The following is a 23,867-nucleotide window of genomic DNA, read 5'->3' on the forward strand; positions in this document are numbered from 1 at the left end:
GATGCTCCTATCATGGTAATGGTTTTGGCCTCTTTTTTTTTACAGGATTTCACGAAAAAATCATACATTTTTTGCATCCTTATTTGGATTCGTACCGTGTCATTTTTATCCGATATTGCTTAGGTGTATCACCCGTATATTCTTTAAACAGTTTGCAAAAGTAACCTTCATTGACGATGCCTACTTCCTCGCACAATTCCAATAAAGAATAATCCCGGACGTTTAACAACTCGAGAGCAAGATGGATTTTTTTACGGTTGATGTAGCTGATCACGCCTTCGCTCATTGTTTTTTTGAATAAGCTGCTAAAATACGATGGCGCTAGATTCACTTCCTCCGCAATTGCCTCCAACGTTAAGCGTTGTTTCAGGTTTTTCTCGATAAAATGCATAGCACTCATGATTTCTGCACGATGTAATAGTTGGCCCGCGTGTACGTATTCGAATGTGAAGTCACCAATATAGGCAAGCTGCTCCTGAAAAGCCATAAATTCCATGGGGAAGTCTGGGACTTCCGTGGCCATCTTGTTCCCTGATTTAAACTTTACGGTAATGTCTCTGTACAAGTCTCTAATCATGGGCGCCATGATGGACTTGTGGATTTTATGGTCCGAAACAAATTGAGACAGATCGGCAAGTGCATTCTCCAGCTCTTCCTTGGAAATCTTCCTTTTCATCCGTATAAGAAAATCAGCCAGCTTCTGCTGAAAGTCTGCTTTTTTGTCATTATCGTATTGGAACCGATGCATCGGTGTTTTCACTACTTTTTCTGTATGATAATAGAAATCCTCACTCACATTTTTAGCTTCCGTGTATGCCTGTTTGATCGATTCCCAGCCTCGGTGTGGACCACCAAAAGCGACGGATACCCTTTGATTCAAATATTGATGCAAATGAGAGACGATCTGCCCTCCCAGTGATAGGCAAGCATATTCCGTTTCCATATCACTGCGGTTATTTTCCCAGGATAGAAAGCCAATAAAACGATTATCGGACAGATCCGCAGCTACCCCACTGCCACCATTCATTACCGTTTCTTCGATGATATTCGTAATCGCATATTTCAAGATGTTTTGATCTGCGGCAGCGTATTCGTTGCGGAAACTTTCATACGTATTCATCTCAACGATGAAGCAGCAATAGTTCGCTTGAAAGAAATGAAACTGCATGCGATTAGCAAAATCCGATGCCCGATGAGAAGGAATTTCGCCTCTGATCAGTTCGTTAAAAAATTGCTTGCGCACTCTATATTTATTTTCAAGCACGGATACGTTTAACGATTGAAATTCCGCTTCTTTTTTCTTAAACTCATTTAAAATTCCAGCTGCCTTATCCAAAGCTCGATTCAAATCCGCTTCCCTCAGCGGAACCTTTACAATGTACTCCAATACGTTGGCTTGAATCGCTCGCTGGGCGTATTCAAAGGATGAATAGGCGGTCAAAAGTATGTATTGCGTATGGGGGAGCTCCGCCTTGAGCTGCTCAATCATGGAGATTCCGTCCATTCGCGGCATAACGATATCGGATATGACGATGTCCGGCTTAATTTTTATGATCTCCTCGATCCCATTCAGCCCATTATTCGCTTTGCCCACTAGAACAAATCGCTTATCCCTATGAGAGAGTTCATTAAAAAACAATTCCAATCTTTGAATGATCAGGTCTTCATCATCAACAATGAAGCAGGTATAATCTCTCACCATTATGCATCTCCTTTTTGCAATTCTGCCGGGAATACAGCGCGTATACGGGTTATTTCCTTAGGTATGCTAATGATTTGCAGTCCAAATTGATCGCCATAGTGAAGTCTTATTCGGCTATGAATATTATTTAGCCCGATTCTTTTCCTTTTTAGTTCCATTTCACTCGGTTCTGAGGTTAAAATATGCTTTATTTTATCAGCTGGAATTCCCTCGCCTTGATCAACAACTTCTATGATGACGATACTCTCCTCCCTGTACGCATGAATCGTAATAGGCCCCTCAATTCCCCCTCCGTTATAACCATGGAAGATGCTATTCTCCACAAGAGGCTGCAGCAGCATTCGAAAAACAGGAAAATCCATTAACCCTGCTTCGATATTTTCAATCAAGTGGAAGTTTCGGTTATACCGAATGTTCTGGATCTCAATATAGTCCGCTACATTACGTAGTTCCTGACTTAAGGAAACCTTCTCTGAAGCATCGTCTATCCCGTATTCCAATAATGAAATAAGCGATCCGATGACTACATCTACTTTCTCTATTTGTCCGAGACGTATAACGTTGCTGATCGAACCAAGTGTGTTATACAGAAAATGAGGGTTAATTTGAGACTGTAGCACCTGGATTTCCAACTTCCGCTCAAGTTCATTATGAAGTTCCGCTCGCCGAATCAGTTCCACAATTTGCTGCAGCATACGATCGAATGCTCGTGAAAGATCTCCAAACTCATCGTTTCGATTAACCGTAATTGTCGTTGTGAGTAAGCCTTGCTCCACTTGCTTCATTTTTGTTTTGAGTGTATACAGTGGTTTCCTTATATATTTGGCAACCAAAAAAGAAATGATCAAACTTAAGAGAAGACCTGCAGCTAGAAGCTCAATATAATAGGTTTCCAATCTGGACAAAGCTGCTTTCAAGCGTGATTCATCATTAATTGAGATGATGGTCCAGTTGAATTTCTCCGTCGGTTTTTTTAGAAGGGAGACCGGAATGCCATCCATGGTATGCAGTTGGAGACTTGTTTCTGTCGTATCCAGAATTTGTTCCGCTGACGTTTCCCCGATCGAAAACGTATGATCTTGAATATTCAGTAGTCCTTTATTTTCAGAAAATCCGGCAATGATTTTACCTGACGCTGTGATCAGAGCCAGATTCATTTGTTCTTGTTTATTAATCTTGAACAAGGTTTCTTCAATGGCATTTAGATCCAAGTCAACCGCAATGGCCATTGGAAACGGAGCACCGTTCAGATATCGAACCATCGTAACGGTCCAGCCGGAATACTTCGATTTGTAAGGTTCACTAACAAAGGTAGTCCTTCTGTTCTTGTCAGCCGCATCAAACAAAGGTTCTCTTTCAGATAAAGGTTCATCGAATATTCGGGTAGCTGTACTTCCGCCTAGAATGGATAAATCGCTTTTGATCAAATATATATTACTGACGTAACTACTATTGAGTTCATACAGTTCTCTTAATTGCTTTTTAATCACTTCCGCATTGTCAATATTGGCTTTCACTGATGTTTCGACTGAGAAGAGAATCGTCTGGAAGGAAGAAAAATTAACAGTGAAGTACTGGTCTACCTTGTCAAGGATTTGGTTGGTGTAAAAAATGTCATTGGTTCTTATTTCCTTTTGGACATAGCGATAAGACAATTGGCTTATCAAGATGATGCAACCTAATACAAACGCAAACACGAGAAAAAATAATTTTAAAGGCAAGCTGATTCTTCTTCGCATCCATCATCTTCCTTTTAATTCTATAGTAAACTAAGAATAGCATATGCTAATAAAGAGAGGGGCTACGAATAGCCACTCTCTTTGTTTATTTATTTTACTTGATAAGGCCGGCCTCTTTAAATTGTTTGATTGCTGTTTCCTTATATTTCTGCATGTCAAACTTAGTATCCAACGTTTGGAGGAAATTGTCCCAGTTCGAAAGAGGTTCTTTGCCCGTCATAAATTTAACTAAGCTTTCATTAATGAAACGAGTTCGGTCAGCATCCAAAGTATCGTTGGGGTCTGGAGTCAATAAATTTCCGGGCAACGTTGGCCCCACATATTGCTGATTGTCCTTGAAAGCCTCCGCCGTCTTAGGATTCTGGAAGCTGAAGTACTCCGCATCATCACCACGGCGCGGCATTCTATAATGATCGACCCACAGGTACTTCTCTTTCATTTCCTTCGATAACTCGGAGGTTTTATTTTTGATCTTGCCGTCCACCACATCCCAATGAATACCTTTAATTCCGTATGCAAAGTTAGGATAAGCTTCTTCGTCTGTAAAGAGATAATTCAGCATGGACAAGATCCGAATGATTTTGTCCTTATCCGCTTTCGCGGAAATGGCCCATGAATTACCTTGGAATGATTTTCTTTCTACAATTTGATCCCCGTAAGGACCTTTCATCGGAGGAATGACGATCCATTCCGGCACCTCGCCACTAATCTCTTTCATTTTCTGCTGATAATCCGGCTCCAGCCTACGGGCATCTCTGATCATGAAGCCAACTTTACCCTTAAACATCTTTTGGTCCAACAGATCAGGTGAATTCATCGTCACCCAGTCTGGGTCTACCACGTTGGCGGCCATCATTTTGTTAATGTAAGCAAGCGCCTCTTTCATTTTGGGATCGATAAACAGAAATACCGGTTCATTATCTTTTATCTCAACGGCCGAAGGAGGATTGACACCAAACATCCACATCAAGCTATCGAAGCCATAGGTTTGCAGATTACCTTCTTTATTCATACCGCCGATAAATCCGTACGTATCGTTTTTACCATTCCCGTCCGGATCTTTCTCTGTAAAGGCTTTCATAACTTCGAACAACTCATCCGGTGTCGTTGGTACCTCCATATTCAGCTTTTTCAGCCAATCATTGCGGATGAAGAAGCTTCGACTGATACCGTTAACATTATCATAGCCTGGAACTCCAATCGTTTTTCCTTGATAGGACATTGCATCCCATGAGTCGTTGCCAAACCGTTTCTTTAATTCAGGGAATTGATCCAGATACGGTGTCAAATCCGCAAGAACGCCTTGGTCGTAATATTGCGCGAGATCAGCCCGACTCTTCAAGAAGATCAAATCTGGAATATCTCCGCCTGCAATGAGTGTATTCAGTTTGGTTGTTGCTTGCCCAGCTTGAGGAATCATCATATCCAAGTCGATGTTCATCTCTTTTTCCAACATTTTACGTTGAACATCTTCATCACGTGGAGGTACCGGAGCAGCAGCGTTGAAAGTGCCTTGGTTAAACATTGAGATTTTCATTTTGGTTGCAAACTGGCCAGACTGCCCTTGCGAATTACCCGAAGCTGTCGATGTAACTTCTTCATTTCCCCCACATCCTGACAGTAGCGTTCCCAATCCTAAGATTGCCGACAGAATAGCAAATGAAATCTTCTTACGCTGCATATTGACCTCTCCTTTGCTTGTATATTATCACGGTTTCCCCGTAATAAGTTAGGTTGGAACACTTTTAACCTTTAACGGATCCCAAGAGCACACCTTTGGTAAAATGCTTTTGTAAAAATGGGTAAACGATTAAAATCGGAATCGTAGTCACAACAACTGTAGCCATCTGCACAGCGAACGTACTTACAGCTCCGGAATTGGCGAGCGACTCAGCGCTTTGTGTTGCGACGTTAAGCAGGATGTTGCGCAAGACTACTTGAAGCGGCATGAGGTTGGAATCATTGATATAAACAATAGCATCAAAATAACTGTTCCAATGCCCCACTGCGTAAAATAAAGAAATGGTGGAAATGACGGGCAAAGACAGTGGTAAAATGATCCGCCATAACGATTGAAGTTCACTTGCACCATCAACCCTCGCTGATTCCTCAATTTCACCAGGCAATTGCTCGAAAAAGCCTTTAATGATCACCAGATTAAATGCACTAATGAGATTTGGAATAATCAATACCCACGGACTGTTTAGCAACCCCAGAGAGCGAATTAGTAGATAAGTCGGAATTAACCCCCCACTGAACATCATGGTAAACACAATGAATAGTAAAAACGGACTGCGTCCCGGCAAATATTTTTTGGATAACGGATAAGCTGCTAAGACCGTAAATAACACATTAAGCACCGTGCCTACAATCGTTCGAAACAACGTAATTTTATACGCCTGCCAGATCCCATGAGAAATGAACACTTCTTTATATGCCAGAAAGGTAAAAGATTCTGGTATAATCACAATCCCTCTTCTTAACACTTCCGATTCTGGCGTCACGGAGACAGCAATCACATACAGAAAGGGTAGTAAGCAAAGTAGTGATAAGAAAATAAGAATCACATAAACGACGGATTGCCAGACTTTTTCCCCGATTGTCAAATTGATCATTTTAAAAACCACCTCACCAAATTTGCCCATCGAATTTTTTGGCGAGCTTATTGGCTGCCAAAACTAAACCAAATCCAATGACAGCTTTAAACAATCCTACAGCAGTAGCCAAGCCAATCTTAAGACGCTCCAACCCTTCACGGTATACCCATGTGTCGATAATGTCGATCTTCTCCTGGTTAAAGGTGTTGGCAAACATGAATATTTGGTCAAAGCCAGCATCCAGAATATGGCTTAATTTAAGAATCAGCATCAGAATAATGACTCCTCGAATGCCGGGTAAAGTGATATGCCAGAGCTGTCTCCATTTGGAAGCGCCATCCATTCGAGCCGCTTCATATAAGCTTGGATCAATACCTGCTAATGCGGCGAGGTACAAAATCGCTCCCCATCCAATGTCCTTCCAAATTTCAGATGCGATGACCAGCAGTCTCCCCCAAGCAGGCTCCGTTAGAAATGAAATGGGCTGAAAACCACTTTCCTTCAAAATCATATTAAAAAGGCCATCACCTGGGGCTAATAAGGCTACCATCAATCCATATACAATGACCCAAGACAGAAAGTGGGGTAAATAAGTAATGGTCTGTACGATTTTCTTAAACCATTGGGTATGAACTTCATTGAGCAGTAAAGCAAGTAAGATGGGAGCGGAAAAACCGAACAATAGCTTATAGAGCGAAATAACAATCGTATTTTTCATGATGTCCCAGAAATAAACGCCGTTCATAAAATCCGTAAAATTTTTGAATCCCACCCACGGGCTATCCCAAACGCCCAAAGCCAGGTTGTAGTTTTTAAAAGCAATCAATATTCCCGCCATAGGAATGTATTTGAATACGGCAAAATAAATTAAGGCCGGTAATAAGAGAGCATACATCACTTTATATTTTTGGATCGTCCTTATCCATGACTTCCGCTTTTTGGAGAGGGGAATGGCGTCCGCTGCCAATTTCACTTGCATATCATCACCTCGTCTTTGTTTGTATTTGTATATTAGCACCCCCCTATCGGATAAATTTCTGAAATTTCAAGAATTTCTTATAAGATATTAAGGATGTGTGTCTTGGATCGTTCCAACAGCTCATACCGGAAAGTGGGACAAGAACTTGTATGGCTAAATAAAAAAAGCCGCTAAAATAGCGACTTTCAAATGGGACTATGTTCTTGTCTCTCGACAAGTGTTTAGAACGGCGAATCTTAACCAACAATAACATTTGCCTTTTTTTCAATTGTTGACTTACAAAAAACATGCTGTTAATATTAGTTTCACAATCTAACCGTTAGACAATGAAACTAATCTCGTAAAGGAGCAATTAACTATGGATATGGATAGAAAGCAATTAGAACAACATATTGATCTGTATACTCAGAGAGCAATATCAATTTCAATAAGTATGCAATCTATTCAAAAGAATATTTCAAAAGATAGCAGTGTTACTCCAGACCAGTTTAATTTATTGAATGTCATTAATACGACTGATCATTGCACAGCCAGTTTTTTAGCTAAAGCACTTAATGTCAAGAAAAGTTCTATTACTGCTATCGTGAATCGATTAACGGATAAAGAATTAATTAAACGTGAGTACAATGAAAAAGATAAACGAGTGGTCTGGCTTGAATTAACAGAAAAAGGACAGCACATTGTGTTGGAAGAGAGACAGAAAATACTGGCTGTATTGATGCCTTTAGGAAATAAGCTCACTGTTAAAGAGCTGGAGGAATTAAACCAATATTTATCTGTGATTGATACACAATTAAATAATATAAAGAAGGATATGGTTAAAAATGAAATTTAGTATGAGGTTATACGGAGTTATTGTAGGGTTAATTACGATCTTATTGTCTTGGTCACAGTCATTTTTTATCAATTATCTTATCCCATTAGGAATCGTAGCCATGGTTGTGTCTGTAGTTAATATTCTAGTCGTTAAGAAGCACTTAAATGAAAAGATCTATCGTGCCTGGTTAGGTATCTCGGCTTTGTTTATAGCTACTGAAATCCTCTGGATGATATTTGATAAAATCGGATTATTTGTAGTTGCACAAGTTTCATTTGCAGTAACCGGGTTTGCATTAATTATTTTTGCATTAGGCATGCATAAGAAAATGAATCGAAGTTTCAAATCATTAACGTTGAGAATTAGCAAATGGGTTCTCGTCCTTGTTTTAATGTTGGGGACATCCATATTAATATTATTTACAGCTACGCCAAAGCCAGTTGCTTTATATTTGCAAAGCAGTTCTGGAGCAGAAAATACTTACACAACAGAACCATCTACTACCACAACTATTGATGGTAAATATCAGTTAACAACGAATATTCAATATGGAGATAAGTATCCAAGAAGTTTTTTAAATATCATTACACCCGATGGTCAATTGGATGAAGAACGTCCAACATACTTTTATGTGCACGGCGGTGGCTTTATAGCGGGAGATTCAATTGGAGGTGATCCTAACGCAGGAGCGGCTTCAAATACAATGTTATATCATTATGAATTAATGGTTGATCATGGTTATAATGTGGTGACCATAAATTATGCTTTAGCTCCAGAATATATACACCCTACACCCATAAAACAATTATCAGAAGCGGTGCAATATATGCAGCAAAATGGCAAACAGTACGGAATTAATATGAACAATGTAATCTTTGGCGGGGGAAGCGCAGGTGGATTTATCGCTGCAGACTTTGTGACAATTCAAGCTAACGCTGAGTATGCGAAAGAAATCGACATTAATCCTGTCATAGAGCTTACGGATATCAAAGCTTTAGTATTAGAAGTACCCATTCTTGACTTTAGTCGGGGCCATAGAACCGTAACCGAAGACATCGTGACTGACTATATTTTCGCTCAATCAGGAAGTGCATACATTGGTCAGCCGGTGGTTAGCGCTGATAAAGATATCTTGCAATCCTTAAATGTAATACCAAGAGCGACGAGTAATTTCCCTCCAACTTTTATAACGGATGGAAACACGGGGACATTCACAGATCAGGCTGAAGATTATTATAACCGCTTAAAAGAATTAGGGGTCAAGACAGATTTATATATTCCTGATATCCATGAGAGCAAAGAAGTTCATGGATATATGAACACGATTGATACTAAAGCAACTCGAACTTATATTCAGAGAAAATTAGCCTTCTTGGATAGTTTAGATTAATGGTGTTAGACATTTATAAACAAAAAGTCGCTGCCTACTTATCACTTAGGCAACGAATCAACATCTAGGCGTACAATCGTTAAAAGGCTCTATGGACGTAAACTCCACAAACATACCCAGCTATAGCTTGATGATATAGCTGGGTATCATTTTGTTGATCTATACTTCTCCCCAAAAAATCTCAGTTTCATAATCGAATTCAACAATACCATCTTGATTATTTTTATCAAATAAATTCCGCAGTTCTGTCATCATAGGATCGTAATTTGCATGCCCGGGTACAGGGCTGTAGGAAGATGATAGCAAACGGCCTTTCAAACCCTCGAAATCGAACTCCTGACTCATTCTGAATCGCATTTCATGCATTGAACCTTCCTTGAAAAAAGAGAGCAGAATCGTCTTAGAAATATTTTTATGATTGACTTTTTCGTAGTCGGTTCCGTATGTATGAAGCAGTTGATTGTACTCTTCACGAAATGGAGTACCGTTTGTAAGACGTGAATTCCAGATGAGTATTACTCTCCCACCTAGCCGTAAAATTCTGCGAAACTCCATTTGGGCTGCGGAGCGATCGAACCAGTGAAATGCCTGGGCGCAGACAATAAAATCAACCGACTGATCAGGTAACCCAGTAGATTCTGCAGAACCTGATGTACTCTGAAATTTCGGATTACTTTCTAACATTTGCTCGGCGGCTTCCCGCATTGCCTGATTTGGCTCGACCGCGATAACATAGCTTCCGCGTTCCAGAAGTAGCTTTGAGATGATCCCAGTACCTGAACCGATGTCTGCTATGTTGCTGTTCGCACGTAAACCGACGACGTCGTACAAATGGTCAATAGCCTCTTTGGGATAGCTCGGGCGGTATTTCAAATACGAATCGACCCGACTCGAAAACCGTTCTCTGTTGTTCATCGATCGTCACGCTCCCATCACTATTTTGACATCCTATATACTGGCCTCAGTAACAGCTTCAAAATCTTACTGCCCCAAAAAGCAAATACCGTCGTTCCGGTCCATGAGCTGCGCTTATCTTGGCTATATTGATCGTTAATCATATAAGTCCGAGTCGAAATAGGACTCTTCAGACCGAACTGTTCCCATTTCGCCGGATCATTCGAACCTCCGAGTTTTCTAAGCATATTCACCGACTCATGATCTATTTTAGCCGGAATTTGCTCGAATGCTTGGGTAATTTGCGTATGAAACTCGTCGATCGGGTTACGACTGGTAATGCTCTCGAGATGGATGCTTTCGCGAATGTAAGAAACGTATGCCAGATGGTCAGCCCAGAACTCGTCGATATAAAAAAGCCGTACCCGCTGCTCTGAAGGACTCATCTTCCTCTCGCCTTTCAATATTTCGAGCCGCTCCTCGTAAAGGATTCGCCGCTGATCCTCCACCATATCCGAATAACCGTTCAATTCCCGCTGAATATCGAAGTTTTGGCCAATAATCACGCGCTGAATATGCTCGATTTTGCTGCGGAGCGCCGGATCATTCAGAACCTCGTCCTGCCTGGGGGCACGAAACAATTTATGAATGCCGAAGCGAAGCATCAACTCGTCTTCCAGGCTTATATAGAATACGGAAGCACCCGGATCACCTTGGCGGCCGGAACGCCCGCGCAACTGGTTGTCAATCCGCATGCTCTCGTTCACATATGTACCTATCACGTATAATCCGCCCAGCTTGGCAACCACTTCTGCCTGCGCTGGGTTGCCTCCACCGAGACGAATGTCGACGCCGCGTCCTGCCATATTCGTAGATACCGTTATGGCCCCGATTTCTCCCGCTTTGTCGATGATCTCGGCTTCTTTCGCATCGTTTTTCGCATTCAGAACCTGGCAAGATACGCCGGCAATCGCAAGCGCCTCCGCCAGCATGTCAGACTCCTCGACGCTTGACGTACCAATAAGAATAGGGCGTCCCACCCTATGGACGGAAGAGATTTCTTGTACAAGCGCCTTATATTTGGCTTCTTTATGGGTGTAAATTCGGTGCTGGTGGTCTATCCGTATGTTTGGCTGGTTCGGCGGAATTTGCACGACCTGCAGCGCATAGATATCTTCGAATTCCATTGCTGAAGCGAGCGCCGTAGCCGTCATTCCGCAAATTCCCGAATACAGGCTAATGAAATGTTGAATGGTGATCGTACCGAGAATTCTACCACCGGCCTTCCACTGCAACCCTTCTTTCGCCACCAGTGCAGCTTGCAGCCCGTCCGGCAAATACCTGTTCTCAGCCACACGGCCGGTATGTTCTTCGATTAACTCAATTTCACCATCCCGGACGATGTAATCGACGTCTTTTTTTAATAACGCTTCCACATGCAGCGCACAATTCAATGACGTTAACAAATGACTATTATGGCTATCGTACAAATTGCCGCATCCCAGCAGCAACTCCGCTTTCGCAGCACCCGCATCATTCAAGTAAACGTTCCGCTGGAACTCGTCAAAATCGTAATGCTCTGCTGGCTGAAGCTGCCGGGCCACTTCTGCGAAAAGAATACCGTCATTCTTGGAAGCGCTCGAATCGCCACTAATGACTAGCGGCACCCGCGCTTCATCAAGAAGCAATGAATCCGCTTCGTCGACGATGACGTAGTGGAAAGGACGGTGTACGGTATCAGCTTCATTTAATGCTATTGTGTCACGCAAATAATCGAACCCTGCTTCTTTAGCCGTAACATAGGTTATATCCTTGGCGTACGCTTCCCGTTTCTCCAACAGGCTCATGCCCGCTTGAACCGAGCTTACCGTTAATCCGAGGAAGCGGTAGATCGGGCCCATCCACTCCGCATCTCGATTTGCCAAGTAGTCGTTAAAAGTGAGTACATGAACGCCTTCGCCTGTCAACGCGTTGAGATAAGCAGGCATAACAGCAGAGAGTGTTTTTCCTTCACCGGTATGCTGCTCGATCAAAAATCTCTCGTGCAAAGCGATAGCAGCCATAATCTGGACATCGTAAGGCTGTAATCCGAGTGTTCTCTTCGCAGCCTCGCAGACTAACGCATAAGCATCAACAAGCAGCTCATCCAAATGCGTGCCTGATCGTGCTTCTTCTTGCAGCCGAAGGGATTCCACTTGTAGACGCTGATCTTCCCACGCTTCCAAATTCCGTTTCCTGATAAGCTCCACTTTGTCTCGATAATCTTTCAACAAACGCCGGGTATCGCGCTCCTTGAATTCACGTATCAACTTGACGACTACATTCATCGGAATTTGATTCCTCCTCAGTAGAAATAAGCGGTTCTATAGTGGCTTTTTAAGCAGCATCCATTCCGTATATCCTCATATCCCCAGTGAAAAGAAAAGACTCCTTATGGAGTCCTTCACTTCGATAGTTAATACGCCAACCCAATCATTCATTCCCGCTCTAGCTTATGAGAGACAACTTCATCACTTCTCCGATGGGAGCGGTGTAAAGAGTAGATTAACCGGCAGGTTGCTTCCTGGCGCGGCAGAGAAAAGAATCGTTACGCTCTCTCCATATGCCCCTGTGCGGTAAAGAACGCTTTGTTCACTTGAATTGCTAACAGCAACGTTACCATCGGCAATGGATACAACCTGATTGTTCACTAGAGCCACTCCTGAGTATTTCCCTCCACGAGGGTTAAATGAGATTAACGTACGCGGAGCCACATTATTCAGCGTGATTTTGTACAATACGCCAAAATTACCCGCGTTGGATGCGTCTGTGTAAGCCATTGGATCTGTTCCAACCAGATTGGGATCGCTTGCGTTATCACCCAGTGGCAGACGAGCAGGTTTGACTCCCACTAGCTGATCATACGTAATGATACGAGTCGCATTCGGGTACGTTCCACGGTTGTGCACACCGTCACGATCAAGCACAGGTAGCATTGGTAAAGTCTCGAACGGATCTTTATTTTCTTCGACGAGGATAACGTTATAGTCCAGGGAATAATCACTATAAGCATCCGAATAGAGTGAGATCACTTGTCCTTCTTTCATCGGAGTTTTATTTAGCTCGGTCAAAATCAGTTTGCTTTCTCCAGGTTGAATAACCTCTTTCTTTTGATCGGCTCCGGTCTGAATCGATTTGAACCATTTATCAATCGATAGTTTCCCAGCTACGGTAGCATACGGTGTAGGCCCAGCAAAGCCCATATTTTGTTGTTCGAATACGGCCGGATTGGGGTTGTTATTGGTTGCAATAACATACATTTTTACTCTTTTGCCTGTATTGTTAACATGATGAATCATGAAACGGGTCTGCCCTGAAGATGATTCTTTATATACGATGCCTTCCGTATTAACCGTTTCCGGACTGTTGCTGCGGATCAGCAGACTTGGCTCATCCCTGTACGTATAAGGTACTTTTTCCATAGAAGTCACTTCGCCACCGTTGAAGGTGAATTTCTGTCCTACCGGCGTGAAGAGTAAATTGAAATCGGAAAATGAATATAATGTCTCATTGGTTATGGTTATAACTTTGGAGTACGTGTTCGTCGCGCCGTGATTGTCAGTAACGGTGAGTGTTACCGTTTTTGGACCGGGTTCAAAGAAGGCCAGCGAATTGTTTTCCCATACCGTTTTTTCAATACTGTTTTCATCATCTGTACTTTGGTCGATGTATGTTATTTTTTCGCCCATTTTATATTGTTCCTTGTCTGTAGTGAACATGGCTACAGGAGGAAGATTAGGACTCAGTACTTGAATCGTCATCGAATAGGGATCGCTCCATTGACCATTGGAATCCTGTACTTGATATGAAATCGTATATGTACCCGCTTGATCAAATGATTCCTGACGACCTGTCCAGCGTTCGTCTAGGATATCCAGACCATTTGGAGAACTGGAAGAAGTCACATAGTCCACTTTATCGCCCGCAAAAATTTCCTTTTGGGAAATCACAAAGCTTGCAACGGGTTTAGTATTGAGATTCAGCACAACCGTTTTAGCCGACTGATTCACTTTATAGGTGATGTTCAGAGCTTGAGTAATGGAAGTTAACGGCACCATGAACGTATTTTTTTGCTGATAAGCAGGGCCTTTCATCGTTCTGGACTCTCCATTTACGGTATAGACCGTGCTGTTGGTTTTGAATCGGAGCTCATTATCACCACTGATGATGATCGTTTCTTTGGTTTTATTATCGTATTTGACCCCGTATCCCACACGGTCCACCAGTGCACGGATCGCAACATAGGATACGCCGTTTTTTACAGTCATGGGCTGGCCAGCAAGATACGTTTTGCCATCCTGCTCCATTTTGTTGCTATTCATGTACAACGTCAGATTGCCGCCTGCTGCTACGGCAGAATTTCCATCAATAGATGGTTGCTCTATTTGAGCTGGCGTAGCTGGCGTTTCAACATCCTCGGGGGTTCCCTCTTGGTTTACAGGTTTCGTACTCGTTTCGTTTGTAGTCGACCCTTCGCCATCAATGGCGGATTTCTCGATATCTGTTTTGGGTGTTGCCTCAGTGCCTGTCAAAGTTCCGGTTTCTTTTCCTTTAGTGGACGGCGTATTGGTGGATGCATTATTGCTCCCTGTCTTTACTTCACTCTCAGCGATCGGCTGCTCCTGCTTCAATACCTCAACCGATTCTACTTTGGCCGTATTTACTGATGCTGTGTCATCTTGCGGTGCTGATTGCGCACTCACTGAACCGACTGCAAATGCTTGAAAAACGGCTAAAGCGGTAAAAATGGACAATTTCTTCTTCATATTCATGCTTTGTCTTTGGCTCCTTCTGCTCCCAAGTAATTGTTATCCTCTCAAAAAGTCATACTATTAGACGCTAGATTTAGGAAAAAGTTTCTAGTAAACTTGTAAATTATGGATCGTGTTCAGCTATTTTCAATGGAAATGCTATTTATTCAACAAATGAATTATAAAAGAATCATTTAAGAGTCTTCAAAAGATTACCTTTTAAGCAGCGGATAGCGCAAACGTATAAGCCTTCACTAACATTACTGGCTAACCGTAGTAATACAAAAAGCCGCTATAAAATAGCGACTTTGAATTGGAACAATCGTTTTCTCCCTCGACAATTGATTTTTCTTACGTTCTTTATGCATCGATTTTACCAGCCAGAATGTACTATAATGTCCTACTTGCTAGCAAATCTAACTTAGTACTTTTCGTAGTATCTTCTGCCAGCGCTCTTGTGTGTCTGGAGATGTATATTCCAGATGATGAAGCAGGTCGCCATATGCATCGGCATTTAAATTTCGAATGACTCTGATCATCGTTTGTTCATTTTCTACGTGAGACAAAAAATGGACTAATTCATACCGCATTGATGGACTCCCTCCTCATAACCCACAACCTTGTGGACATCTGTACTCATGACATCTGTAGACAACCAAAAAAGACGTCTTTCCCCTGAAAAAGCATAGGGAAAGACGCCTCCATAATTATGCAAATTATGACGGTTCATCTAACACCTTCCTATCTCCCGTAGGTACAGCAGTGCTGTCGAAACAGGTAGGTCTCCTGGCTCCGGAATCGTCACATGGCAGCGGCCTTCCCGATTGATCTCAATCAGTGGCTAAGTAGGCTACCTGCTCCTCCGTCACAGTGGCGGGACCGCGTCGGCATCGCACCGACTTCCCTTTTAAGTTTGGCCGACAAGCAATGTTTGCGACCAGACACCTGTTCCCGATATTTAATTTGGGTATTTTAAAATCTCTTACATCTTACTCGACACCGAAAGACAAATACAAGCGTTCAATTACAAAGGAGTAAATACCACATCCTGAACACCCTTTCAAATGACAAATAAGTTAGTGAGCTTTGTGACGAACACTGTGAATGCCATGCATCTGATCAGCACGCCAGACGTCAAGTTGCCTCTGCACTTCTGTCCGCACCTCGTCCAGACCTGCCTGCTTCAGCTCCTCGTTAAATTTGGGCAGTACCCTGTCCACATCCACACTGCCGGTCATCAGGCTTGGATAGTACTTTTCCCAAACCATTTTTATGAGGTTAACCTGAATGGACATTCTGGTTAAATTCGGCGTAAAACCGAGCAACTTCGATGTAACGTATTCCGCGTTTGCTGCTCGGTACTGATCCCACTTATCCAACGGATCGGGATATTTTCCACCGATCGTTTTGAGAATGAACCAGTTTCCTTGTGTATATTGCACACCTTCATAGCCGACTTCTGATACCGGATCATTGCCGCTGTCTCCCGAAGATTTCAGCAGCACCTGCCCGTTCTTGTCCAACGTATAATGCACACCTTCAATACCGTAATTAAACAGATTGCGGATCTCCGGGTCCGTGTTGAGCAAATTCAAAAACTTTACGCTTTCAACGGGGTGCGCTGACTTTGCGTTTATTGCCATAATCCCGCCGCGAACGGATTCCGTCGTGATTAGTGGCGGGGTCACAGGATAAGCAACAACCTTATAGCCGCGATCCTTGCTCCAGCTGTTTTCCGAAAGTGGTCCCCCTCCCGCAGATTTCCAGAAAACCCGTTCTTCGCGTTTGAGATTTTGGCTCTCCCGCAGGGCCGCGTCTTCATTGATGTAACCCTTGACGTAATAGCTTCGGAGTGTATCCAGCACCTGCCTTGCTTCCTTGGCCTCAAATATATTGATCACATGCGCGTCGGGATCCAGAGAACGCACCATGAGCGGTAGCGGTTTGTCCAGCACATATTCGTAACCGTACATGGCGAAGAAGTTCTGGGAATCCTTGTCCATCTCCATCAACTGATAGGAGGGTTCCTTTTCCTTGATCATTTGGAACAGCGGATCCAGAGATTCCAGGCTATTGTACTTCGTAATATCAATGTCATACTTTTGGACAAGCGTCTCCGGATACATCCATTGCATGCGGACCGCAAGCTCCTTATTCGTGGGCACGCCGTAGATGCCTCCGTCTTCCATGCGAACGCCCTGCCATAGAACGGGGTCGATCGCGTCGTACATATCCTTGCCGAAGTTGGATAAGTAGCTGTCCAGTCTCAGCCATGCTCCCCGTTGAACATAGCTTGAGTAATCCGTGGTAAAAGCGATATCAAAAGGAGTTCCCGTCGAAATTAGTGTATTGATCCGGTCATTGTACTCCTGCCAACCAATCTTGATATATGTAATAGTGATTCCGATTTTTTGAGCCAACAATTCATTGATTTTATCGTTTACCATCTTCAGATCCGGATCAGAATTGCCAAGCGTATAATAAATCAGATTCACTGTGTTGATATTTTTGTCGAATTCCTCGTTCTTGCCCGATATGGAAATACACCCGGACAGAAGCAGCGTCAACATCACTGTAATCAGGATAGCCTTGATAAATGTGTTCCAGATACATGAATGTATCATTTCTGAACTACTCCTTTCTCCGCAGATCGGAAGGCGATTTGCGGAAGTAGGCTTGGAAATGCGTGTAAAAGTAGTTTAGATTGGCGTAACCGACGGAAAGCGCAATCGTCGATATCTTCTCGTTTGTAGCCTGAATACGATCTCGCGCACATAACATCCGGTAAGCCATAAGGTACTCCGAAAATTTCATCTTGGTTTCCTTCAGAAACAACTGTCCAAGATAGGTTCCGTTCATGCGAAAACGGCTCGCCAACTCTTTGAGATTAAGATTTTGATTGTATTCAGCCTTAACCATTAGCAAAATGCGGTTGGTTAGCTTGGATAAGCTGTCGTAGCGCACTTCCAATATGGGGTCTATATCACGGTGGCTCAGATTTCTTCCCTCCAGCGTACCGTTCAAATTTTCGACGATGACTCGTTCAATCAGAGCTTGAAGCTTTGCTCGCTCAACGGGTTTGAGTAGATAATCCTTAACCCCACAATGAATAGCCTCCAGGGCGTATTCGAACTCACCATAACCGCTCATCATAATATAGGTAGTCGGGAGCCCGAGCTCATTAAGCTTGTGAATGGCGTTATAGCCGCGATCCTTGCCAATGCAAACGTCAAAGATTGCTAGGTCCGGCCAAAACTCCACGGCCTTTGTTAGCGCATCCCCATAGGTTTCGCTGGTCTCGATCTGTCTGAAGCCAAGCATTTCCCAATCTAGCGTTCGCTTGATTCCTTCCAGAATTAGCGGCTCGTCATCAACGATTAGAAGTTTGTACATACATTACGCCTCCTTCGCTATGGTTAAGGTAACTTTGACACCAGCTTCCACATTATTTTCAATTTGCATGGTAAAGCCTTTCCCATAGAAAAAATGAAGCCGTGTATACACGTTGCGCAGGCCAATGCTCTCCGATACCGAGTCCCCGACAAAAGACAGATTGCGGCGGATATCAGCCAATCGATCTTCCGAGATCGAGTTCCCGTTGTCTACAATCTCCAATACGTATGAGTGGTTATTTTCAATGCCATTCACAACAAGCAGATTAAATTCATGGTCCGAATGGAAGCCGTGAACAAAAAAATTCTCGGCGAGCGGCTGCATCCAGAATTTAACGGTAGGCAGAGACAGTAGTCCCTGGTCCACATTGATTTGATAATAGAATCTGTCCGGATATTTAAATTCCATGATCTTTAAGTATTTTTCAAGCAAAGCCAGCTCACTGCCCAACAGAATAATATCTTCGTTCTTCACGATTGCACGATATAACGAGCCCAGTGTAGCTACCGCTTCAGCCGTATCAACTGCGCGGCCGGCCAGCGCAAACGATCGGATAATTTCAAGTGTATTGTACAAAAAATGAGGGTTAATTTGATTTTGAAGCGCTTTCATTTCTGTTTCCTTCTGTTTCAGTTTTAGCAAGTACTCGGTTCGAATATGTTGGTTGAGCTGATGCGTCATATCGTCGAGTTCCCTCGCGATCATTCCGTACTCATTCTTTCGATAGCGGGTCGGACTGATTGGCGTAAAATTGGCGGATTTTACACGTTGGATGGAATAGATAATTCGTTGCAGAAAACCTGCGTCTTCACGAAGATTGTATCCGATTAAAAGGAGAAAACTGACCATAGCTGCCAAGAAGATCAAGAACACGATAAGCAGCATACCGGTTTTTTGTCGGATAAGCACTGCCATGTCTACAATACTAATCAATTGGTAATCGTAAGCATTGGACGAATGGGTCACATAAAATGCGCGATTCAGCTTGCCTAACTGCATAAACCCCTTGGTACGTTCTTTTGAAGCAGCCTTTATGAATAATTCCTGGGTGGCTCTGCCTCCAACGTCCATGAGATAGACATCTCCAGCCGCGCTGACGACTCCGTTTTCGATCCATTGATTGTTCTGCACGCCTTTGAATAATACATCGCTGCTGACCAAAAAACGAAACTCACCGAGCTGGCGTGAGATTTGATTTTCGTCCAGCAGCTGCTTACGGATGACGAAACCTCTTTGGATTGTCTCTCGAAATATATCATCCGTGTTAGGCAGATTAAACAAAAAGCTCGTCGCACCGTTACTGGCGAAACGTACTACGTTGCCTCGTTCCTCGGTATGCAGACTCACCTGGATAATATCTTCCTGCCCACTGCCGAGAAAAGCTTTCACATCCTCTGGAAACGATGCGAGAGGCTGATCATAGCGGCTGTTCTGGAGTCTTCCCGTCAGATAACCTTCCGCGCTGTTGGCGAGAAAATAACGAACGTCTGCCACCAGACCGTTATTGGAGTAAACTCGCTGTAAATAGGATTCGATCCGCTCAGCATCGTTTTGAAGAATGCTTTCAACCCGGGAGAATGCATCTGCCGCTTGATTCTGAGCATTCTCTAACCACTGCTGCAGCAAAACAAGTGTGGTCAATACGCTTAAAATCAGACCCATGAATAACGTAAAAATCGCGTAAGCAATAAATTTGCGGCGGTAGATTTTGATTTGAAAGAAGGAAAACATGCAGCTCTCCTTAGCAGTTGGATTATATTGAGACTTATAGTTTTACCATATAGCTATTTGTCGGACAAATCAATCCGTTATAAACTCAAATTAAATGCAAATGTCACCAGTAAGATTGGAAAACCCGAACGGCCACAACGGCTCCATTCGGGTTATTGTCGCAAGTCTCAAGGATTATGATTTGAAATATGCGTTGATCTGTTCTTGTGCGGCTTCCATAATCTTATCCAATCCAGCTTTCTTCAACTCTTCTATAATTTGCGGTATCTTTTTTTCCGGATCGGATGCGCCAGTGATCAGCTCATAATTGTATTTGTTCCATACAGCCTTCACATTGGCTACTTCAGTGCCGAGTTCACTAATATCCAGTGCAAAGCCAAGGATCGAAGATGAGGTGGCTGCTTCATTCAGCTTGCGGACCTGATCCCACTGATCTTCAGGTGCGCCTTTTGTGACAGCCATGTTGAAGAACGTTCCTTGTGTATAGGCCGCCAGCGGCCACGAATCCGTTTTCCGTTCAACTGTATTGTCGTTTACATAATCGAAATCGACACCCTCTTCGCCATAAGCAAGCATATTACGCAGCTTGGGGTCGGTGTTTACCAGTTCCAGATATTTAAGCGCTTCTTCCTTGTACTTGGAGTTGGCAGAGATTGCGTTCATGGATCCCTGGATTGTGCTGGTTGTATAGATCGGACCCAGAATTTGAACCATGTCGTATTTATCAATACCCGCCGAGATCTGCCAATTCACTTCTGCACCAGGGAACGCCTGCGCACTGAAGAACGGGCGATAAGGGTCGGCCTCGATCTTGGTTGGCGCATCCGGATTGATAATGCCGTCCTTGTACCATTGATGCATGAGCTTCAGTTTTCCCTGTATATCCGGTTGTTCCAGAACAGAAACGACTGTACGGGATTCATCTTCGGCCTTTACGCCGATCGGCTGAAAGCCGAGAGTCATATCGTCATAGTCATTAAAGAAACCGTTAATGCCCTCTCCTTGAGTCAAGGAAAGTGGATAGAACCCTTTGCCTTCACCAGCCTTGATGTCACGGAATGGCTTGTCCAGATCCTGTAGTGTCTTGATGCTGCCGAGGTCGATATTGTACTTTTGAACGAGCGCATCGTCAAACACCCAGTACTGGGTTAATGAAGAATCCTTGTACGTTGGAACAGCGTAAATCTTGCCACCGACTTTCGTTCCATCCCACACCAATTCTGGGATATAACTGTGCAAGTCCGGTACCGTACTTGGCACAAGGTCGGTAATATCCGTGAATGCGCCCATGTTGACCTGTTGACTGTATTTTCCGTTATTCGTAAACATAATGTCGAAAGCTTCACCGGAGTTTACAATCGTATTGATCTTCGTGTCCCAATCGCCCCAACTGGCAACGCGGAGATCGATTTTTACACCAATCTTCTCTGCCGTATATTCGTTTATCTTCTCAATTGCCTTATCAAAATTGGCAGGCACTTGTCCACCGATCGTCCACCACACCAGCGTAGGTACCTCGCCGGAACCTTCGCCTGCATTCGATCCTGAGTTTTCCGCTGGCGTGTTGTTTGCTGTGTTATTGTTGTCTGAACCGGAACAGCCTGTTAAACCAAAGATAGCCAGCGTTACCACTCCAATCAAAAACGGAGCTTTCATCCATGCTTTAAACCTTGTCCTCATTCCTCTATTCCCTCCCTTAAGTTAACACACACCGATCCTGCACAAAATTATGATAAACCTGAAATTTCCAGATTTATTTCGATTTATCCCTTCACTGCACCCACCGTCAAACCGGAGATAAAGTATTTCTGGAAGAAGGGGTAGGCCAGAGCAACGGGCAGTACAATAATGATTGCAACAGCCATACGTGCAGATTCTTTGGGCATGGTGGCGACAAGCTCAGCGTAGCTTATACCCATCGTCGAGGCGTTTTTAGCCAGCGCATCAACGTTGCTCATCAAGCTGTTCAGTAGTGCCTGCAGCGAATACAAGCTTTGGTCGTCAATATACAACATCGATTGAAACCAGTCATTCCAGTACGAGAAGCAGAGAAACAGACCAATCGTCGCTAGAACTGGCAGTGAGATCGGGAGCACGATTGTGAAGAAGATGCGGAATTGACCTGCTCCGTCAATTTCAGCCGATTCGATCAGTCCGTCCGGAATGGTCGTCTTGAAAAAAGTTTTGCAGATGATGACATTAAAGGAAGAAACGGCTAATGGTAAAATCAGCGCCCAGATTGTATTGCTTAATCCCAACATCGTCGAATTGATGTAATAGCTGGAGACAAGACCGCCGTTAAAAACCATCGGGATGAACACAATCCATGTCAAAAGTCCTTTTAGCTTAAATTGGGGACGGGACAATGCATAACCCATCGTAGTGGTGAGCAGTACGCCGATCAGTGTGCCTATTACCGTAACGAATACGGAGACTCCGAGCGCACGTACAATCATCGAGCCCTGCTTAACGATATAGTTGTAGGACTCAGCCGAGAATGCCGACGGCAGGAGTTGGTAACCGGTCTCTCGAATGGATGCTTCGCTAGACAGTGAAATAGATAGCACCACGACGATAGGGACTACGCATAACAAAGCTAAAATGATAAAGATGAGGTGAAAAAAAATGTTCGTTCCTTTGCCGACTCGGTTAAACTTTTCAAGACCGGAATCGTAGCTTGATTGTGTTGACATCTTCCTGCCTCCTCTCTAAATCAGTGCGCTTTCTGGATCAACTTTGCGAACGACCCAGTTCGCGAATAGGATCATTCCGCAGCCCAGTACAGATTGCATGAAGGCAGAGGCGGACGCCATCCCGACTGTCGCGGTTTTGAGTTGTTTGTACACAAGCACATCGACCGTCGTGGTCACGTTGTAGAGAGAATTGGAGTCCCGCGGCACTTGGAAGAACAAACCAAAATCCGTGGAAAAGATGCCTCCGACTGACAGGATAAACATCAGCACGATAACAAATTTCATTAAAGGCAGCGTAATATACCGTGTCTGCTGCCACTTACTGGCACCATCAATGACGGCGGCTTCGTAATACGTTGAATCCATGCTTGTGATTGTCGCCAAGTAGACAACCATCCCATAGCCGAGACCCTTCCACATGTTCATAAACACAAGGAGATAAGGCCAATACGATGGTTCCATGTACCAATTTTTTGGATCCTGGTTGAAATGGGTCAGAACTTGATTGGCAATCCCCTTGTCATAGCTCAAGAATGCCCAAAGCACCGCGGAAACGACAACCCAAGATAGGAAATACGGGAGAAACATCATCGTCTGATAGATCTTGGCTGCCTTGCGGCTGTGCAGCTGTCCAACCATCAATGCAAGTGACACAGGCACGATGATACCCAGAATAATAAAAATCATGTTGTAACCGATTGTATTGCGAATTACGATCCAGACGTCGTTCGAACTGAACAGGAATTCAAAGTTTTTGAACCCAATCCAGTCGCTGTTTATAACATTACTGAGAAAATTCCCGTGAATCTTGAAATTCTTAAAAGCGATAATGACACCGAACATCGGCAAGAAGCTGAACAAAATGTACCAGATTGTGGTCGGAAGCACGAGCAGCGTGAGCTCGGTATCATGCTTGCGCCAGCGTGTTCGTACTCTTTTGCGGGTGACTTTTGCTCCCATATCATTCTTCCCTTCTTGTAGAACCTATCCTCGATTAGTTGTAATTCTATGTAAATCACCAGATGATTCCTAGATCAAAAACGTTAGATAATAGTCAAAAAACAATAGGTTTTAATATATTCCACATCGATACTTGGTGAGAGAATATAAGAAAGACCTTGAGAGTTTACCACCCTCAAGGT

General features: G+C 43.5%; 17 protein-coding genes and 1 riboswitch. Of the genes, 2 read left to right on the forward strand and 15 right to left on the reverse strand.

All coding sequences use genetic code 11. From position 1 onward, the window contains the following. Nucleotides 1-79: 79 nt before the first annotated feature. The 5 genes from BLV50_RS07465 to BLV50_RS07485 all read right to left on the reverse strand — a co-directional run bounded on the left by BLV50_RS07465 (nucleotide 80) and on the right by BLV50_RS07485 (nucleotide 7,017). Nucleotides 80-1,702, reverse strand: a complete 1,623-nt coding sequence (locus tag BLV50_RS07465; RefSeq protein ID WP_090806757.1) for a response regulator transcription factor — start codon at nucleotides 1,700-1,702, stop codon at nucleotides 80-82. After that, nucleotides 1,702-3,369: a sensor histidine kinase gene (locus tag BLV50_RS07470; protein ID WP_256337885.1), complete on the reverse strand. Its 1,668-nt coding sequence runs from the start codon at nucleotides 3,367-3,369 to the stop codon at nucleotides 1,702-1,704. Before BLV50_RS07470 ends, BLV50_RS07465 begins: the two co-directional genes overlap by 1 nt. A 166-nt stretch (nucleotides 3,370-3,535) precedes the next feature. Then, nucleotides 3,536-5,122: an extracellular solute-binding protein gene (locus BLV50_RS07475; RefSeq protein ID WP_090806759.1), complete on the reverse strand. Its 1,587-nt coding sequence runs from the start codon at nucleotides 5,120-5,122 to the stop codon at nucleotides 3,536-3,538. Between the two features lie 64 nt (nucleotides 5,123-5,186). Continuing rightward, nucleotides 5,187-6,056, reverse strand: coding sequence for a carbohydrate ABC transporter permease (locus tag BLV50_RS07480; RefSeq protein WP_063563707.1), 870 nt, complete (start codon nucleotides 6,054-6,056; stop codon nucleotides 5,187-5,189). A 13-nt stretch (nucleotides 6,057-6,069) separates the two neighbouring features. Continuing rightward, entirely contained in the window at nucleotides 6,070-7,017 is a 948-nt protein-coding gene (locus BLV50_RS07485; RefSeq protein ID WP_053781115.1) for an ABC transporter permease, read from the reverse strand. A gap of 358 nt (nucleotides 7,018-7,375) precedes the next feature. Between BLV50_RS07485 and BLV50_RS07490 the strand changes: the two genes are divergently transcribed. Beyond that, complete coding sequence (locus BLV50_RS07490) at nucleotides 7,376-7,852, forward strand: MarR family winged helix-turn-helix transcriptional regulator (protein ID WP_063563706.1); 477 nt, start codon at nucleotides 7,376-7,378, stop codon at nucleotides 7,850-7,852. Then, on the forward strand, nucleotides 7,842-9,224 hold the full coding sequence (locus BLV50_RS07495; RefSeq protein WP_090806760.1) for an alpha/beta hydrolase: 1,383 nt from the start codon (nucleotides 7,842-7,844) through the stop codon (nucleotides 9,222-9,224). The genes BLV50_RS07490 and BLV50_RS07495 overlap by 11 nt, the downstream gene beginning before the upstream one ends. A 159-nt stretch (nucleotides 9,225-9,383) precedes the next feature. Here the strand turns inward: BLV50_RS07495 and BLV50_RS07500 are convergent, their stop codons facing one another. From BLV50_RS07500 to BLV50_RS07540, 10 genes are all read right to left on the reverse strand, one after another. Further along, entirely contained in the window at nucleotides 9,384-10,139 is a 756-nt protein-coding gene (locus tag BLV50_RS07500) for a class I SAM-dependent methyltransferase (protein WP_090806762.1), read from the reverse strand. 20 nt (nucleotides 10,140-10,159) lie between these two features. Continuing rightward, on the reverse strand, nucleotides 10,160-12,445 hold the full coding sequence (locus tag BLV50_RS07505; RefSeq protein ID WP_090806763.1) for a preprotein translocase subunit SecA: 2,286 nt from the start codon (nucleotides 12,443-12,445) through the stop codon (nucleotides 10,160-10,162). 183 nt (nucleotides 12,446-12,628) lie between these two features. Beyond that, nucleotides 12,629-14,929 carry a stalk domain-containing protein gene (locus BLV50_RS07510; protein ID WP_090806765.1) on the reverse strand — a complete coding sequence of 767 codons (2,301 nt, stop codon included), beginning with the start codon at nucleotides 14,927-14,929 and terminating at the stop codon, nucleotides 12,629-12,631. Nucleotides 14,930-15,324: 395 nt separating this feature from the next. Then, nucleotides 15,325-15,498, reverse strand: coding sequence for a hypothetical protein (locus tag BLV50_RS32715; protein ID WP_161490550.1), 174 nt, complete (start codon nucleotides 15,496-15,498; stop codon nucleotides 15,325-15,327). Between the two features lie 168 nt (nucleotides 15,499-15,666). Beyond that, nucleotides 15,667-15,872, reverse strand: a riboswitch (cobalamin riboswitch). Between the two features lie 112 nt (nucleotides 15,873-15,984). Then, complete coding sequence (locus tag BLV50_RS07515) at nucleotides 15,985-17,532, reverse strand: ABC transporter substrate-binding protein (RefSeq protein WP_090806767.1); 1,548 nt, start codon at nucleotides 17,530-17,532, stop codon at nucleotides 15,985-15,987. Between the two features lie 7 nt (nucleotides 17,533-17,539). Then, nucleotides 17,540-18,301: a response regulator transcription factor gene (locus tag BLV50_RS07520; RefSeq protein WP_079693745.1), complete on the reverse strand. Its 762-nt coding sequence runs from the start codon at nucleotides 18,299-18,301 to the stop codon at nucleotides 17,540-17,542. A gap of 3 nt (nucleotides 18,302-18,304) precedes the next feature. Then, entirely contained in the window at nucleotides 18,305-20,032 is a 1,728-nt protein-coding gene (locus BLV50_RS07525) for a sensor histidine kinase (RefSeq protein WP_090806768.1), read from the reverse strand. Between the two features lie 174 nt (nucleotides 20,033-20,206). Beyond that, the gene (locus BLV50_RS07530) at nucleotides 20,207-21,688 is read right to left on the reverse strand and encodes an ABC transporter substrate-binding protein (protein WP_090807535.1); all 1,482 of its coding nucleotides are present in this window, start codon (nucleotides 21,686-21,688) and stop codon (nucleotides 20,207-20,209) included. A gap of 107 nt (nucleotides 21,689-21,795) precedes the next feature. After that, a complete protein-coding gene (locus BLV50_RS07535; RefSeq protein ID WP_063563695.1) occupies nucleotides 21,796-22,725 on the reverse strand; it encodes a carbohydrate ABC transporter permease in 930 nt (309 codons plus the stop codon). A gap of 15 nt (nucleotides 22,726-22,740) precedes the next feature. After that, nucleotides 22,741-23,685 (reverse strand): ABC transporter permease, encoded by a 945-nt coding sequence (locus tag BLV50_RS07540; protein WP_090806770.1) that lies wholly within the window; start codon nucleotides 23,683-23,685, stop codon nucleotides 22,741-22,743. Nucleotides 23,686-23,867: the final 182 nt, after the last annotated feature.

Source organism: Paenibacillus sp. 276b, from assembly GCF_900107875.1.
Taxonomy (GTDB): Bacteria; Bacillota; Bacilli; order Paenibacillales; family Paenibacillaceae; genus Paenibacillus; species Paenibacillus marchantiae.

Bases quoted from the DNA above. Each gene is read 5' to 3' on its own strand.
- BLV50_RS07465 (WP_090806757.1), bottom strand. From the start codon at position 1,702: ATGGTGAGAGATTATACCTGCTTCATTGTTGATGATGAAGACCTGATC.
- BLV50_RS07480 (WP_063563707.1), bottom strand. From the start codon at position 6,056: ATGATCAATTTGACAATCGGGGAAAAAGTCTGGCAATCCGTCGTTTAT.
- BLV50_RS07510 (WP_090806765.1), bottom strand. From the start codon at position 14,929: ATGAATATGAAGAAGAAATTGTCCATTTTTACCGCTTTAGCCGTTTTT.
- BLV50_RS07495 (WP_090806760.1), top strand. From the start codon at position 7,842: ATGAAATTTAGTATGAGGTTATACGGAGTTATTGTAGGGTTAATTACG.
- BLV50_RS07475 (WP_090806759.1), bottom strand. From the start codon at position 5,122: ATGCAGCGTAAGAAGATTTCATTTGCTATTCTGTCGGCAATCTTAGGA.
- BLV50_RS07525 (WP_090806768.1), bottom strand. From the start codon at position 20,032: ATGTTTTCCTTCTTTCAAATCAAAATCTACCGCCGCAAATTTATTGCT.
- BLV50_RS07530 (WP_090807535.1), bottom strand. From the start codon at position 21,688: ATGAAAGCTCCGTTTTTGATTGGAGTGGTAACGCTGGCTATCTTTGGT.
- BLV50_RS07515 (WP_090806767.1), bottom strand. From the start codon at position 17,532: ATGATACATTCATGTATCTGGAACACATTTATCAAGGCTATCCTGATT.
- BLV50_RS07505 (WP_090806763.1), bottom strand. From the start codon at position 12,445: ATGAATGTAGTCGTCAAGTTGATACGTGAATTCAAGGAGCGCGATACC.
- BLV50_RS07520 (WP_079693745.1), bottom strand. From the start codon at position 18,301: ATGTACAAACTTCTAATCGTTGATGACGAGCCGCTAATTCTGGAAGGA.
- BLV50_RS07490 (WP_063563706.1), top strand. From the start codon at position 7,376: ATGGATATGGATAGAAAGCAATTAGAACAACATATTGATCTGTATACT.
- BLV50_RS07535 (WP_063563695.1), bottom strand. From the start codon at position 22,725: ATGTCAACACAATCAAGCTACGATTCCGGTCTTGAAAAGTTTAACCGA.
- BLV50_RS07540 (WP_090806770.1), bottom strand. From the start codon at position 23,685: ATGGGAGCAAAAGTCACCCGCAAAAGAGTACGAACACGCTGGCGCAAG.
- BLV50_RS32715 (WP_161490550.1), bottom strand. From the start codon at position 15,498: ATGCGGTATGAATTAGTCCATTTTTTGTCTCACGTAGAAAATGAACAA.
- BLV50_RS07485 (WP_053781115.1), bottom strand. From the start codon at position 7,017: ATGCAAGTGAAATTGGCAGCGGACGCCATTCCCCTCTCCAAAAAGCGG.
- BLV50_RS07500 (WP_090806762.1), bottom strand. From the start codon at position 10,139: ATGAACAACAGAGAACGGTTTTCGAGTCGGGTCGATTCGTATTTGAAA.